Annotated in this window: 14 protein-coding genes; 13 read left to right on the forward strand and 1 reads right to left on the reverse strand. The window is 60.5% G+C overall.

Annotated elements, in window-relative coordinates:
• Window positions 1–699 precede the first annotated feature (699 nt).
• The 13 genes from PR018_RS00935 (at window position 700) to visR (ending at window position 12,763) form a co-directional block, all read left to right on the forward strand.
• Window positions 700–2,328: a globin-coupled sensor protein gene (locus PR018_RS00935; RefSeq protein ID WP_374113736.1), complete on the forward strand. Its 1,629-nt coding sequence runs from the start codon at window positions 700–702 to the stop codon at window positions 2,326–2,328.
• A 60-nt stretch (window positions 2,329–2,388) separates the two neighbouring features.
• Window positions 2,389–2,685, forward strand: a complete 297-nt coding sequence (locus PR018_RS00940) for an STAS domain-containing protein (protein WP_111216772.1) — start codon at window positions 2,389–2,391, stop codon at window positions 2,683–2,685.
• Window positions 2,682–3,047, forward strand: coding sequence for a chemotaxis response regulator CheY1 (gene cheY1 / locus PR018_RS00945; protein ID WP_111216774.1), 366 nt, complete (start codon window positions 2,682–2,684; stop codon window positions 3,045–3,047). The genes PR018_RS00940 and cheY1 overlap by 4 nt, the downstream gene beginning before the upstream one ends.
• A 15-nt stretch (window positions 3,048–3,062) precedes the next feature.
• Window positions 3,063–5,330: a chemotaxis protein CheA gene (locus PR018_RS00950; RefSeq protein ID WP_142823990.1), complete on the forward strand. Its 2,268-nt coding sequence runs from the start codon at window positions 3,063–3,065 to the stop codon at window positions 5,328–5,330.
• A gap of 4 nt (window positions 5,331–5,334) precedes the next feature.
• Window positions 5,335–5,802: a chemotaxis protein CheW gene (locus tag PR018_RS00955; RefSeq protein ID WP_111216778.1), complete on the forward strand. Its 468-nt coding sequence runs from the start codon at window positions 5,335–5,337 to the stop codon at window positions 5,800–5,802.
• Entirely contained in the window at window positions 5,799–6,707 is a 909-nt protein-coding gene (cheR, locus tag PR018_RS00960) for a protein-glutamate O-methyltransferase CheR (protein ID WP_142823991.1), read from the forward strand. Before PR018_RS00955 ends, cheR begins: the two co-directional genes overlap by 4 nt.
• Window positions 6,704–7,750 (forward strand): protein-glutamate O-methylesterase CheB, encoded by a 1,047-nt coding sequence (gene cheB, locus PR018_RS00965; RefSeq protein ID WP_142829138.1) that lies wholly within the window; start codon window positions 6,704–6,706, stop codon window positions 7,748–7,750. Before cheR ends, cheB begins: the two co-directional genes overlap by 4 nt.
• Window positions 7,750–8,139, forward strand: a complete 390-nt coding sequence (locus PR018_RS00970) for a response regulator (protein WP_111216784.1) — start codon at window positions 7,750–7,752, stop codon at window positions 8,137–8,139. Before cheB ends, PR018_RS00970 begins: the two co-directional genes overlap by 1 nt.
• Window positions 8,136–8,690, forward strand: a complete 555-nt coding sequence (cheD, locus tag PR018_RS00975) for a chemoreceptor glutamine deamidase CheD (RefSeq protein WP_111216786.1) — start codon at window positions 8,136–8,138, stop codon at window positions 8,688–8,690. The genes PR018_RS00970 and cheD overlap by 4 nt, the downstream gene beginning before the upstream one ends.
• Before the next feature lie 16 nt (window positions 8,691–8,706).
• Window positions 8,707–9,093, forward strand: a complete 387-nt coding sequence (gene cheT, locus PR018_RS00980; RefSeq protein WP_142823993.1) for a chemotaxis protein CheT — start codon at window positions 8,707–8,709, stop codon at window positions 9,091–9,093.
• Between the two features lie 162 nt (window positions 9,094–9,255).
• Window positions 9,256–10,947: a flagellar basal-body MS-ring/collar protein FliF gene (gene fliF, locus PR018_RS00985; protein WP_142823994.1), complete on the forward strand. Its 1,692-nt coding sequence runs from the start codon at window positions 9,256–9,258 to the stop codon at window positions 10,945–10,947.
• A 322-nt stretch (window positions 10,948–11,269) separates the two neighbouring features.
• A complete protein-coding gene (gene visN, locus PR018_RS00990; RefSeq protein ID WP_142823995.1) occupies window positions 11,270–12,010 on the forward strand; it encodes a transcriptional regulator VisN in 741 nt (246 codons plus the stop codon).
• A 9-nt stretch (window positions 12,011–12,019) separates the two neighbouring features.
• Window positions 12,020–12,763, forward strand: coding sequence for a transcriptional regulator VisR (visR, locus tag PR018_RS00995; protein WP_142823996.1), 744 nt, complete (start codon window positions 12,020–12,022; stop codon window positions 12,761–12,763).
• A gap of 84 nt (window positions 12,764–12,847) precedes the next feature.
• On the opposite strand, the gene PR018_RS01000 is transcribed toward visR, so the two are convergent.
• The gene (locus PR018_RS01000; RefSeq protein ID WP_142829139.1) at window positions 12,848–14,350 is read right to left on the reverse strand and encodes a DegQ family serine endoprotease; all 1,503 of its coding nucleotides are present in this window, start codon (window positions 14,348–14,350) and stop codon (window positions 12,848–12,850) included.
• Window positions 14,351–14,614: the final 264 nt, after the last annotated feature.

Raw genomic sequence — 14,614 nt, forward strand, 5'->3', positions numbered from 1 at the left:
ACGATACTTTCCAGCCGGCAATCAATCCTGTCAACGCCTGAAGGTTTCATTCAAGATATTGGGACAGGTGGCTCGCTGCCACGAGGAAATGCGTCGGCTTCCGACAACGTATCGAATATCCATCGCGTGGCAGATCGCGATATTATTGAAGTTGCGTTTGCGAAGCTTGCTTAAAGAACCCGGAGGGCAACCTTTTGCCGCGAGTCGTCGATGCGGCTCAAAATGGTGAATGCAAACAGCGTTATGCTGGCAATGAGCGTAGCGCTCAGACCAAGAACAATCATTGCTCTTACCTCAAAGGGGCGTGGACGTGACTCTGACTTTACAGTTAGGCCGTCAACCTTGCGTGTGACTTGTGGCTCTACTCTAGCAGCAATAATACTTCGCCGCATAAAAGATTTATTCGAATGCGCTCATCTTCGACGGTGTGTTAACCTTCAAGCAAGGAATTAACCATAAACATTGAGTTACACGTCGGAATGGGAAGATATTGCTCCTCCCCACCAGGCATGACGCCGCCCCCTCGTACCGGATATTGGCCCGGATCTCTCCTAGACAGTTTCAACCTAGATGAACGCGTCGCGCATTGCCGTCGGGTCTCAAGATCCCCAATGCCCGTGCCCCATCGCAGACCGTTGATATTGAACGATTGCATAATTCCGCTGGGACATTCGTCCCGGCATCGCGGCGGGAATGGTTTTGACACAGGACTCGATACCAGAGCAGGGACAAAGGACGCAGGCAGGCAGCCTTCGCGATCGTTTGCGCTTTGCCGGCCTCGATGCCGACCAGTGCGAAGCGCTCCGCCGCCACCGCCCGATGCTCCAGTCGCATCTGAAAGCGGGCCTGCGCGATCTCTTCCACCGCTTCCAGTCCATGCCCGATGCGGCACGAAATTTCACCAGCGAAGCGCAGCTCGAGCGGCTGCACGATCTGCAATCGTCCCATTGGGATGTGCTGACGGATGCGCGCTTCGACAGTCTCTATGCCGAGCGGGTCAAAGTCCTCGCTGATTCCGAGAGCAAGATGGGCCTCGACCCGCGTTGGCACGTTGCCGGCCATGGTGTCATATTGGAACATCTGCTGGCGGGCGTCATCGGCGATCTCGCCGGTGGTTCGATGTTGCCGGCCGGCAAGCGCCGTGCCCGGGAATCTGCCGAACTCGTGGCGAGCCTCGTCAGGCTTGTCATGGTCGACGTCGAAATCGCCGTGTCATTGCGCTTCAATGAAATGCGCATCCAGCACCAGCGCACCTTGGCAGAGCAGCGCGTCACCGACCAGGCCGAGGCCCGCGCCATCTTCGCCGATGTCATCAGTGGTCTCGGTGAACGTGACCTGACGGTGCGCGCACCGACCGACGTCCCCGAAGCCTATGCCGAGCTTGTCGCAATGCTCAACACGACGCTCGAAGCCATACAGGGTGAATTCGGTTCGCTCTCCGCCCGTGTGCAGACGATAGAGACCGCCGCAGACCGCATCGCCGTCGACAGCCGCAGCCTCGATACATCAGCCGCCGACCACGCCGGGCAGTTGATCGCCAATGCACGGCTTCTGGCCGGGCTGGCAGATCAGGTGCGCGACAATGCTGCGACGACGCGCTCGGCCGAGCGGGAAGCGGTCAAGACGCGCAAGGCCGCCGAAGACAGTGGCCAGATTGTCGGCGAGGCGATTGCCGCCATGGCTGACATCGAGACCTCCGCCGAAAAGATCGGCCAGATCATCGGCAGCATCGACGAGATTGCCTTTCAGACCAACCTGCTCGCCCTCAATGCCGGCATCGAGGCAGCCCGGGCCGGGGATTCAGGCCGCGGATTTGCTGTCGTCGCCCAGGAAGTGCGGGCTCTAGCCCAGCGCTCCGCCGAGGCCGCCCGCGAGATCAAGACACTGGTGACCGGCACCAAGGCGCAGGTCGTTGCCGGCGTCCAGATGGTTGGCCGCACACAGGATGCCATCGGCGGCATCGTCCTCCAGGTTACCGGTATCAACGACGCCATCTCGGGTATCGCCGATGCGACCGATGCACAGGCAGCCGACCTTCGCGCGGTCACCGCAGAAGTCGACATGCTGGGCACGAAGGTCGCCGCATCGAGCAGCCTTGCCCGCAGTTCGGGCGATGAGGCCGATCACCTCCACACGGTGGTGGTCGAGCTCGGCCAGACGATCCGCGAATTCCGCGTGGCGCGCCAGAAGCAGTTTTCCAGCGACAGGGTTGCGCCGGTACGCCCGGACATCAAGCCCGTCGCACCGCTCGGCGAAGGGGCAGCCGGGGATCACTACGATTTCCCGTTGCGGGTCGCAGGCTTCGGGGGTGACCGGAGTGTTTACTGACGATCGCACCTCTCGGCCGCATGCGTCGAAGACAGAATTCAACCGACAAGGAAGGCAGTAATGGCAGCGAAGAAGGCAGACAAAAAGATCAGCCTGGTGGCAGTGCTGGACCTCAACGAGGCCTCGACGCTCCGCAGCAAGCTCATGGGGCTACGTGGAAACAATGTTGTGGTCGACGCCTCCGGCGTCGAACGGGTCGGCGCCCTCTGCGTCCAGGTGATCATGGCTGCTGCCAAGACCTGGGAAGAGGACAAGCTTTCCTTCACCTTTTCGAAGGTGTCGGATGCATTTCAGAAAACCATGCAGCTGATCGGGGTCAACATAGATCACCTGCTCGCAAAGGAGATCCGGCAATGAAGAAAAAAGTGCTCACCGTGGATGATTCACGGACAATTCGAAACATGCTGCTCGTCACCCTCAACAATGCCGGTTTCGAAACGATCCAGGCAGAGGACGGCATCGAAGGCCTGGAAGTGCTGGAAGGCGCCAATCCTGACGTCATCGTCACCGACATCAACATGCCGCGTCTCGACGGTTTTGGCTTCATCGAAGGTGTCCGCCGCAACGAAAAGTTCCGCGCCATCCCGATCCTGGTGCTGACGACGGAAAGCGACGCGGAAAAGAAAAACCGCGCACGCCAGGCCGGCGCCACCGGCTGGATCGTCAAGCCCTTCGACCCGGTCAAACTGATCGATGCTATCGAGCGTGTAACCGCTTAATTAGGATTTCTTCCGATGGATATGAACGAAATCAAAGAGATTTTTTTCCAAGAGTGCGAAGAACAGCTCGCCGAACTGGAATCGGGTCTTCTGAAGTTGAATGATGGCGACCGCGATCCGGAAACCGTCAATGCCGTCTTTCGTGCCGTTCATTCCATCAAGGGTGGGGCAGGGGCTTTCGGTCTCGAAGACCTTGTTGCCTTCGCCCACGTTTTCGAGACGACGCTCGATTGCGTCCGCTCCAACAAGCTTGAGCCGAACCAGGACGTTCTGAAGGTCATGCTGAAGGCGGCCGATGTGCTCGCCGACCTCACCAACGTCGCCCGCGACGGCGGTACCGTCGACCAGAGCAGAAGCCGTGGCCTCGTCAAGGAACTCGAAGCACTGGCTCAGGGGGTCATGCCCTCCGCCTCGTCGCACCATCACGAGGCACCCGCGCCCAAATCTGTCGCGGTTGCTGCTCCCGTTGCTGCGCCCGCACCGAGCGACGACAGCGGCTTCCAGCCTGTGCCCTTTACCTTCGACGAGTTCGACGGCGCCGAGGACGTAGTGGCCGAGCTGCCGCAATACGATATCAGCTTCAAGCCTCGCAACGAGCTATATGCCAAGGGCAACGACGCGACGCTCCTGCTGCGCGACCTGTCGCGACTAGGCGAGATGAGCATCCGCTGCAACATGCAGACGCTCCCCGCCTTGCAGGATCTCGATGCGGAAGGCGCCTATTTCAGCTGGACGATCTCGATCAAGACCGATAGGGGCGAAGACGCGGTCCGTACCGTATTCGAATTTGCCGAATGGGACTGCGAACTGGAGATCAAGGTCGCTGAAGATCTCGACGCAGCCGTCTCGGCGGAAGAACTTCCGATGATACCGGTGCCGTTCGATCTCTCGTCGCTTGATGACGACGTTGCACCCGCAGACGATGAAGTGGCGTCCACGCCGGCCGCCGCCGCTGTCATGGCTGCGGACACCGCAAGCAATGTCACGCCCATCGCCTCGGCCGCTGCCCGCGCTGAAAAGAGGGAGCCGCCGGCCGCCGCTGCGAATGCAGCCGGTGCCAACAGCACCGTCGCCGCCGGCCAGACCATCCGCGTCGACCTCGACCGCGTCGACAGGCTGATCAATCTCGTCGGCGAACTGGTCATCAACCAGGCAATGCTGTCACAGAGCGTCGTCGAGAACGACAGCAACGGCACATCGTCGATCAATATGGGCCTCGAGGAGCTGCAGCAGCTCACCCGCGAGATCCAGGACTCGGTCATGGCGATCCGCGCCCAGCCGGTCAAGCCGGTGTTCCAGCGCATGTCGCGTATCGTCCGCGAAATCGCCGACATGACCGGCAAGCAGATCCGTCTCGTCACCGAGGGGGAAAATACCGAAGTCGACAAGACGGTTATCGACAAGCTCGCCGAGCCGCTGACCCACATGATCCGCAACGCCGTCGACCACGGCGTCGAGAGCCCGGAAAAGCGCATTGCGCTCGGCAAGAACCCCGAGGGCACCGTCCGCCTGACGGCCAAGCACCGCTCCGGTCGCATCCTGATCGAACTGGCCGACGATGGCGCCGGCATCAATCGCGAACGTGTCCGCCAGAAGGCTATCGAGAACGAGCTGATCCCGTCCGACGCCAATCTGACGGACGAGGAAATCGACAACCTGATCTTCCTTCCAGGCTTCTCGACTGCCGACAAGATCTCCGACATCTCCGGTCGCGGCGTCGGCATGGACGTGGTCAAGCGCTCCATCCAGGCCTTGGGCGGCCGTATCAACATCACGTCCAAGCCGGGCCACGGCTCCGTCTTCACGATGAGCCTGCCGCTGACCCTCGCAGTCCTCGATGGCATGGTGGTGACTGTTGCCGGCCAGACCCTCGTCGTGCCCTTGACCGCTATCGTCGAAACCCTGCAGCCGGAAGCCGCCGCCATCCACTCCTTCGGCGCCAACCATCGCCTGATCTCGATCCGCAATTCCTTCTGCCCACTGATCGACGTCGGCCGCATCCTGAACTTCCGTGCCACCCAGGCCAACCCGGTCGAGGGCGTCGCACTGCTGGTGGAATCGGAAGGCGGAGGGCAGCGCGCGCTCATGGTCGATGCCATCCAGGGCCAGCGCCAGGTCGTCATCAAGAGCCTCGAGGCCAACTACACCCATGTCCCGGGTATCGCGGCAGCGACAATCCTCGGCGACGGTCGCGTGGCCTTGATCCTGGACGTCGATGCCGTCGTGGCGGCTTCGCGCGGCCAGGCACTGAAGGCCGAGATGTCCTACGCGGCGGCGGGGTAAGATCATGTCCCAACCGCTCAAGGCTGCAGCACAAGGTATGCGCGAACTGATCGCCTTCCGCATCGGCGATCAGGAATTCTGCATCAATGTCATGTCGGTACGAGAGATCCGCGGCTGGACGCCGGCAACGGGGATCCCGTACGCTCCACCCTATGTCCTCGGTGTCATCAATCTGCGCGGCGTCGTGCTGCCGATCATGGACCTGTCCGCCCGCCTCGGCATGCGGCCGTCCGAACCGAGCGTCCGCCACGTTATCATCGTGACGCAGGTGAGAAGGCACACGGTCGGCCTGCTGGTCGAGGCCGTCTCCGACATTCTGACGATCAACGAAGACATCATCCAGCCGACGCCTGAAATGGCGTCCGACCTGCAGAAGCAGTTCGCCCGCGGGATCTTGTCGATCGATCGTCGGATGATCTGCCTGATCGAACTCGAAACCCTGTTCCCCGACATCGAAAGCCAAGCAGCATGAGTGTTATGGGATTTGCAGAAAGCCGGCAGTCGCCCGATGAAGTCCTTGCCAGTGGTGAATATCCGCTGACACGCCGGGACCTGATGGAAGTCGCCGCGATGATTTACGCAGATGCCGGTATTTCGCTCAACGAGACCAAGGCATCGCTCGTTTACTCACGGCTGTCGAAGCATATCCGCAATCTCGGCATTTCCGGCTTTCGCGAATATTGTCAGCTCGTGTCGTCGCCTGCCGGAGCTGCTGCCCGCAGGGAAATGCTGTCGCACCTGACCACCAATTTCACCCGCTTCTTCCGCGAAAATCATCACTTCGACCATCTGCGCACAGAAGTGTTGCCGGGCCTGCTCGCCCGTGCCAAGGCCGGCGGCCGGGTGCGGATATGGTCGGCAGCCAGTTCAGACGGTCAGGAGCCCTATTCGATCGCGCTCACCGTACTGTCGTTGATGCCGAACGCCGCGGATTACGATTTCCGGATCCTGGCGACCGACATCGACCCGAAGATCTTGGCTATCGCACGCACCGGCGCCTATGACGAAGCGGCTCTCGAGACGGTCTCGCCTGCGATGCGCAAGCAATGGTTCCAGGAAGTCGAGATCCAGGGCCGCAGGAAGTTCCAGGTCGACGATCGCGTCAAGCGGCTGGTCACCTACAACGAATTGAACCTGATGGCACAATGGCCGTTCAAGGGCAATTTCGACGTCATTTTCTGCCGCAACGTCGTCATCTACTTCGACGAGCCGACCCAGGTGAAAATCTGGCAGCGCTTCGCCGGTCTTCTGCCGGACAAGGGGCATCTTTATATCGGCCACTCCGAGCGCGTGTCCGGCCCGGCCAAGGACGTCTTCGACAATATCGGCATCACCACCTACCGCTATATCGGCAAAGGCGCGGGGAACAAGTCATGAGCGCTCCGGCCCGCGTCCTTGTCGTTGATGACTCCGCCACCATGCGGGGTCTGATCACGGCGATCCTCAGTTCCGATCCCGGGGTCAACGTCGTTGGCCAGGCGAGCGATGCCCTGGAGGCCCGTGCCGCCATCAAGGAACTCAATCCCGACGTCATCACGCTCGACATCGAGATGCCGAACATGAACGGCCTGGAGTTCCTCGAGAAGATCATGAAGCTTAGGCCGATGCCGGTGATCATGGTATCGACCATGACACACCGGGGCGCCGAGGCGAGCCTCGCGGCACTGGAGATCGGCGCCTTCGATTGCGTCGGCAAACCTGTCGCCGGCGAGCGTAACCCCTTCGGCGATCTCGTCGAAAAAGTGAAGGCTGCGGCCCGCTCGCAGCGCCAGTTTGCCAGCCAGGCGGCCCGCCAGGCTCCGGTAACGCCAACTGCCGTCGCCGACTTCCGGGTCGGCCGGAAGATCGTTGCCATCGGCTCGTCGACAGGTGGTGTAGAGGCGCTGATCGCCGTCCTGCAGAAATTCCCGGCAAACTGTCCGCCGACCGTTATTACCCAGCACATGCCGCAGACCTTCACCAAAAGCTTTGCCGAGCGGCTGAACCGTCTCTGCGCACCGGTGGTGCAGGAAGCGACTGACGGTGCACGGCTGGAGATCGGCAAGATCTATCTCGCACCCGGTGGCGAGCGTCATCTGCAGGTCGCCAGTGCCTCGGCGCCGCATTGCCGTCTGATCGACCGCGATCCGGTAAACGGTCATCGGCCCTCCGTAGACGTTCTGTTCGATTCGGTTGCAGAACTGGCCGGGCGCAACGCCGTGGGTGTGATCCTGACCGGGATGGGTCGTGACGGGGCCGCAGGTTTACAAAAAATGCGCCATGCTGGTGCAAGAACCATCGGACAGAACGAAAAAACCTGCGTTGTTTACGGAATGCCAAGAGTTGCACACGAACTTGGCGCGGTTGAGCAGCAGCTTGCACTGTCTGCCATCGGTGACGAAATATTGAAAATGACAGCCGCCCGAAAGGAGAGCGAATAATGTCTCTTGCGGAGAAAATCAAAGTCCTGATCGTTGATGATCAGGTCACCAGCCGCCTACTCTTGAGTGATGCCTTGACCCAACTCGGCTTCAAGCAAATCACGTCGGCTGGCGACGGCGAACAGGGGATGAAGATCATGGCGCAGCAGCCCCATCATCTTGTCATCTCTGACTTCAACATGCCGAAGATGGACGGCCTGGGCTTGCTCCAGGCGGTCCGGACGAATCCGGCCACCAAGAAAGCCGCGTTCATCATCCTGACCGCGCAGGGCGACCGTGCCCTGGTGCAGAAGGCGGCGGCCCTGGGTGCAAACAACGTTCTCGCCAAGCCCTTTACCATCGAGAAGATGAAGGCGGCTATCGAGGCTGTGTTTGGAGCCCTGAAATGATCACCGAGGGTGCAGTCCGGCGCGTGCACATCATACAAGGCGAGTACAAGGTTCTCAGCGACCCGGATGCGGTGCTGTCGACCATTCTCGGCTCGTGCGTGGCTGCATGTTTGCGTGATCCTGTCGCCGGTGTCGGCGGCATGAACCACTTTCTGTTGCCGGGCAATGCCGGCTCGCCGATGACCGGCGGAGATGCGACGCGCTATGGCGTCCATCTCATGGAATTGCTGATCAACGGGCTCCTTAAGCAGGGAGCCCGCCGCGATCGGCTGGAAGCCAAGATATTTGGGGGTGCGAAGACGATTGCGACCTTCTCGAATGTCGGCGAACAGAATGCCGCATTTGCCGTGCAGTTCCTGCGTGACGAAGGCATTCGTGTCGTCGGCTCCAGCACGGGGGGCGACCACGGGCGCAAGGTTGAATTCTGGCCGGTATCGGGTCGGGCGCGGCAATATCCGCTGACCGGTGCCGAAACCAAGAAGACGGTCGATCTTGAGCGCCGTCCGGTCGTTGCAGCCAGGCCTGTCGAAAACACGGTCGAATTCTTTTGAAAAGCGAGGTCTACTCATGAACGCTATCTCGTCTACGGAGGCTTCGACTGTCGAGGAGGCGCTGCCCGCCATCCTCATGCGGATAGTTTCTGAGTTGCATGACGTCGCCTACCTGATCGAGCGCATCGAGCCGCAACTGCTGGAACTGAAAGGCATCGACGCGCAGTCGCCGGATTCCATGAAGGTCATGCAGGGCATCGATCTCGCCGTGCAGAAAACCCGCGGCATCGCCGAGTTCATCGATACCTTTACGGCTGAAATTCCGGAAGCGTGGATCGTCGACGTCGCGACCGCACTGAGCCTGGTGAAGCTCTCCGAAATGCAAAGGGCCCTCGGCGGCGGCGTTCGTCACGGCCATTCGCAGCCGCTAAGTAAGGCTGCCGGCGACTTCGACTTCTTCTAGTCGCCACGCAAATCGAAACGCAAGACGCGGTCTTCCGCGGCTTACTCCGAGCCCACGCGACCCCCGACCGCGTTGGAAGAAACGCTCGCGCAAGCTTCGCTGCCTATCTTCGCTGCAGGGCACAAAGCCAGTTTGGTCTTTGACGAAGCGTGCGAGAACAGAATGAATCTGTTAAATCAACTACTTCAGATATTGAAGAATGTTCAGAATCTAGGCCGAAACCGCCTTATGGCGTTAGGCGGCGTCGCAGTGCTTTCCATTGCCGTGGTTCTGGGCGCAGCCCTTTACGTCAATAAGCCCGCCCAGGAGACACTTTACGTCGGCCTGGACAAGCCGGACCTCAACCAGATCAGCATCGCGCTTGCAGAAGCCAATATCGCATTCCAGGTCGGCACCGACGGGACCAGCGTCACGGTCCCTGCAGGCACCACAGGCAAGGCGCGTCTGCTGCTCGCCGAAAAAGGCCTCCCCAACAGCACCAATGCCGGCTACGAACTGTTTGACAATGTCGGCTCTCTCGGCCTGACCTCCTTCATGCAGGAAGTCACTCGCGTTCGCGCTCTCGAAGGTGAGATCGGTCGCACCATCACCTCGATCAACGGCATCAGCGCCGCCCGCGTTCACATCGTTATGCCCGATGTCGGCAACTTTCGCAAAGCCGGGCAAAAGCCCACAGCCTCCGTCATGATCCGCGCCGGCTCCGAAGCTGGCCGCAAGTCTGCCCAGTCCATTCGCCATCTCGTCGCCTCGGCCGTGCCCGGCCTCGAAGTCGACGACGTTACGATCCTGGATTCCACCGGCCAGCTGCTCGCCTCCGGCGACGATCCGGGCAACAATGCCCTCAACCGTAACCTCGGCATTGTCCAGAACGTCCAGAGCGAGGTCGAGAAGAACATCGACAAGGCGCTTGCTCCGTTCCTCGGCATGGACAATTTCCGCTCCAGCGTCACGGCGCAGCTGAATACGGACACGCAGCAGATCCAGTCGACGGTCTACGATCCGGAATCCAAGGTCGAGCGCTCGGTCCGCACCACCAAAGAAAACCAGAAATCACAGCAGCAGCAGTCTGACACGGCTGCGACGGTCGAACAGAACATCCCCCAGGCGGCGCCCGCATCGGGTGGCGCCAGCCCGCAAAACAGTGACCAGACCGACAAGAAGGACGAGCAGACCAACTACGAGATCAACAGCACGACCACGGCCACCGTCCGTAACAGCTACAAGCTCGAGAAGCTTTCGGTCGCCGTCGTCGTTAACAAGGGTCGCATCGCCAAGATGGTTGGTGAACCCGCCGACCAGGCGAAGATCGACGCCTATATCGCCGACATGCAGAAGATCGTCGCGACGGCTGCCGGCCTCGACCCCAAGCGCGGCGATATCATTACCGTCAACGCCATGGATTTCCTCGACACCCAGTTGCTCGACGACACGGCCTCTAGCCCCGGCATCATGGACATGCTGAGCCGCAACATGGCTGGCATCATCAACTCGCTCGCCTTCGTCGTCGTCGCCTTCCTGATCATTATGATGGGCTTCCGTCCTTTGATCCGCTCGGTAGCCGGTGGACGCCTGGCCGGTACAGAAGCCGATAGCGCCCTGCCGGATGCAGCAGGCCTGGAGCTGCCGGACTTTGCTCCGGGCGGTGCCGGCGCCGGTGGCGCCCTGATGGACGGCTTCGGCTCCGACTTCGGCTTCGACAGCACCGACGACCTGCTGACGATGGGCGACGACGACGGCAACTTCAATCGCCGCGTCAAGGAAGGCCCGGAACGTCGCCTGTCGCGCATGGTGGAAATGAGCGAAGAACGCGCTGCGAAAATCCTCCGAAAATGGGCAGTCGACGTCGCCGCCTGACACAAGGGCCGGGTTCATTCCCGGCCTTTTTTCGTGATCGGTCCGACGCCTTTGTTCTTCCCGAAAGCCGGCCATTGATGGTTTTGCAGAATCGTTTTAACGTTGAACCGGGGAATGGATCAGGGGGCCGATTTTGATCGTATATTCAAATACAGAGAATAGATGTCTCCGAAATCCTTAGAACTTGGAGGTCTGCTGCTCCAGGGTGTACGTTTGTTCATAGTGATTCGGGGACAGAGAGTTAAAACACTCAAGGTCAGATTTAGTCCAGGCAGGACGTCCTAGCGCCCACGTTAAACGTTTAACATGGCAGGAAATGCAAATGGACATGAATATACTTCAGGCGAGCCGCAGCGAAGGGGATGTTATTCTCCCAACGCTTCCCGCCAAGAGCATGACCCGTGACCAGCTTATCCTGCGTCTGATGGACGTCGCAGGCTCCCCCTACATCCATTCGGGCCTGCGCGCCCTGACCGATTATATCGGCGCCTCCCACTATATGCTCGCCCGCTGCGACCTGCTCCAGGAGAGCGGCCTCGATTTCGTCATGTCGTCCGACTGGCCGTTCGATCTCGTCCGGCGGCTGGCATCCCATCTCGTCGGCGCCTATGTGCGGACCACCGAGATCGAGAAGTGCATGTTGCTGTTCCAGCCAAGCTTTTCGGTTTTGCCCGACGACGTGACCTTGCCGGAGGGATCGAGCCGCCAGTACTGCTCGCTGACACTCAATGTCGGCCGCACCCGGCTGTCGCTGATGCTGCTCTATCGTGACGGTTTCATCCTGTCGCCCGAACGTCTTCGCGAAGTCGGGTTGCTGACGGCCTATTTCGCGAGCTTCGGGCATTGCGTCGAGGGCAAGGGCGAGCGCAGCTTCGAATTGACGGACCGGGAGCTGGAATGCCTGTTCTGGATCGCCGAGGGCAAGACCAGCGACGAAATCGCCATGATTCTCGGCATCTCACGCAACACGATCAACAATTACATAACCAGCGTCATGCGCAAGACCGCAACCAAGACCCGGTCCGAAGCGATCGCGTTTGCGGTCAGAAACAATCTGGTCTGAGGGGTCACGATGAAATACGCGCCGGACAGAACGACCGTATCGCGCGAACTGAAGATGACGCGGGTTCACCGTATCTCCAGCCGTTCCGACCTTTTCCCGCGCCTAGTCGCGATGCAGAAACTGATCGACGCCCAGAATTTCGCAATTTACCGCGTCGCCGGTTCTGGCCTTCCCAACAGGCTGCGTCTGGTCTGCGAGCTGGAAAACTTCGGTCCGGCCAATCCCCTGGTCACGAAGGCCATTCTCGACGCTTACGGCGATGACATGCTGGAGCATCTCGAAAAATCGCTGCTGCCGCTCATGTGGAACGGCGTTGACGACGAGAGCACGGCCGAAGCCATCGATTTTGCCTCGTTCACATTGCGGCTGAAATCCAAGATGCTGCCCTATGCCGGCATTGTGTTTCCGGTCCGGCTGGGAACCGTGGGTAACGGAATCGTCCTGTTCACCGCCAATTTTATCGACGTCAGCAGCGACGTCATCGTCGATTTGCATGGTCGAAGCTGCCAGATCATGATGGATCTGCTATCGCTGGACGAACGGCGCAACTCTGCGGTGGAATCGTTGAGCGAGCGGGAAATCGCCTGCCTGCAACTGGCCGGAGACGGCCGGATCAGCGAAGAAATAGCGGACAAGCTTGGCCTTTCCGTGCATACGGTCAACGCCTATCTCGGCTCGGCGACGATCAAGCTCGATAGCGTCAATCGCATCCAGGCAATCGCGAAGTCCATCCGGCTTGGCTATATCAGCTGACATCACCGTCATCCATTCCTTCACTGCAGGCCGAAACGCGCTTCACCCGGCGTGTGCCGGGTGAAGCTTGAGCTCTGGACAGTATCAGGCAGCGGCGAAAGGCACGGCCACGAAGGTCTTTGTGCCGTCCCGTTCGATCATCAGCAGAACTGACTTGCGACCGGCCTTGCTGGCCTGCGCCACCTCAGCCTGAACGTCATGGGCGTTGCGGGCCGGCTTCTGGTTGACCGAGACGATCACATCGCCTGGCTGGATGCCGGCGGACGCTGCAGCCTTGTCGGGATTGACGCTTTCCACCACGACGCCTGTGACGCTATCGGGAAGATTGAGCGACTGGCGAACTTCCGGCGTCAGTTCCGCAAGCCCGATGCCCAGCGCAGGCTTGTGACCCTGCTGCGCGTCGCCGCTCTCGACGGAAGCCTGCTCGTCGCCTTTGTCGTTGCCGCCAACCGTTACCGGCAGGTCAACGGACTTACCGTCGCGCCACACTGTCAGGCTCTCCTTCGTACCCGGCGACAGGTCGGCCACGAAGCGCGACAGGTCCTTCGGCATTTTCACGGACCTGCCGCCGAGCCCGGTGATGATGTCGCCGCTCTTGACGCCGGCATTTGCGGCCGGCGTCCCGTCGCTTACCAGCGCCACCAGGGCACCCTGCGGCTGGGTCAAGCCAACGGCTTCGGCGATATCCTGCGTCACCGGCTGGATCTCGACGCCGAGATAGCCATGGTCGATCGAGCCGCTCTTCTCGAGCTTGGCGACGATGGTCTTTGCCTCGTCGGACGGAATGGCGAAGCCGACGCCGACGCTGCCGCCGTTGGGCGAGTAGATCGCCGTGTTGATGCCCACCACCTGGCCGTCGCTATCTACCAGCGGACCGCCGGAATTACCGTGGTTGATCGGCGCATCGATCTGGATGAAATCGTCGTAGGGGCCGCTGTGCAGGTCGCGGCCACGGGCGGAAACGATGCCGGCGGTGACCGTCGTGCCGATGCCGAAGGGATTGCCGATGGCGAGAATCTGGTCGCCGAGCTTCAGCTTGTCGGAATCGCCCCATGCGATGGTGGCAAGGGGCTTGGGAGACTGGATCTTGATGACGGCGAGGTCGGACTTCGGATCGGCGCCGAGCAGCTTAGCCGGGAGCTCCGTCCCGTCATCGAGGGTCACCTTGATGTCGATGGCCTTGTCGATCACGTGGTTGTTGGTGACGATCACGCCATCCGAGCTGATGATGAAGCCGGAACCGAGGGCCTGGCTGTGACCCTGGCGGCCCTGCGGCGCCTGTTGCGGCATCGGCATGCCCTGACCGCCGAAGAACTGGCGGAACTGCTGGTCCATCGGCGAACTGTCGCTGTCGTCGCTGACATTGTCGGCTTTCATCGTCGTGGTGATGGTGACGACCGCAGGCTTGTCGGCGCTGACGATCGGCGCAAACGAGCCGTTGGCGGCGATGATCCCGCCGACAGCGCCGGATTGGCCTGCGGCATTGGCGGCCGTGCTATTGAAAACCAGCGGCAGCGAGGCCGCCCCCAGGATGAAAGCAGCGCCAACGAGGGCTGCGGTCCGGTGTCTCTGAAGAATTGACGACATGATATTGGTCCCTTGCGAGCGTGTGAACACGATGCCGGGCCGCCTGTCTCGCGTTAGCGGTCGATTGCATCAAAGGCTCAGGCAGGTCTGCCATGCAGCAGATGGGTTCGCCTGAACTTCGACGCCAAGTAATAGCCCGCTCGAAACGGGTGTCATGTTAAACATAAATAATCAGAATATCGCGGATATGACCACATTTTCGCCGATAAAGCGGGATTAGGGGTCGGAATTACAGAAAAGTAATTCAAATCGCAGCCAGCATTA

The sequence above is a fragment of the Rhizobium rhododendri genome (assembly GCF_007000325.2).
Taxonomy (GTDB): domain Bacteria; phylum Pseudomonadota; class Alphaproteobacteria; order Rhizobiales; family Rhizobiaceae; genus Rhizobium; species Rhizobium rhododendri.

Coding starts and splice junctions, on each gene's coding strand:
- PR018_RS00940 (WP_111216772.1), top strand. CDS start 2,389: ATGGCAGCGAAGAAGGCAGACAAAAAGATCAGCCTGGTGGCAGTGCTG.
- cheY1 (WP_111216774.1), top strand. CDS start 2,682: ATGAAGAAAAAAGTGCTCACCGTGGATGATTCACGGACAATTCGAAAC.
- PR018_RS00950 (WP_142823990.1), top strand. CDS start 3,063: ATGGATATGAACGAAATCAAAGAGATTTTTTTCCAAGAGTGCGAAGAA.
- PR018_RS00955 (WP_111216778.1), top strand. CDS start 5,335: ATGTCCCAACCGCTCAAGGCTGCAGCACAAGGTATGCGCGAACTGATC.
- cheR (WP_142823991.1), top strand. CDS start 5,799: ATGAGTGTTATGGGATTTGCAGAAAGCCGGCAGTCGCCCGATGAAGTC.
- cheB (WP_142829138.1), top strand. CDS start 6,704: ATGAGCGCTCCGGCCCGCGTCCTTGTCGTTGATGACTCCGCCACCATG.
- PR018_RS00970 (WP_111216784.1), top strand. CDS start 7,750: ATGTCTCTTGCGGAGAAAATCAAAGTCCTGATCGTTGATGATCAGGTC.
- cheD (WP_111216786.1), top strand. CDS start 8,136: ATGATCACCGAGGGTGCAGTCCGGCGCGTGCACATCATACAAGGCGAG.
- cheT (WP_142823993.1), top strand. CDS start 8,707: ATGAACGCTATCTCGTCTACGGAGGCTTCGACTGTCGAGGAGGCGCTG.
- fliF (WP_142823994.1), top strand. CDS start 9,256: ATGAATCTGTTAAATCAACTACTTCAGATATTGAAGAATGTTCAGAAT.
- visN (WP_142823995.1), top strand. CDS start 11,270: ATGGACATGAATATACTTCAGGCGAGCCGCAGCGAAGGGGATGTTATT.
- visR (WP_142823996.1), top strand. CDS start 12,020: ATGAAATACGCGCCGGACAGAACGACCGTATCGCGCGAACTGAAGATG.
- PR018_RS01000 (WP_142829139.1), bottom strand. CDS start 14,350: ATGTCGTCAATTCTTCAGAGACACCGGACCGCAGCCCTCGTTGGCGCT.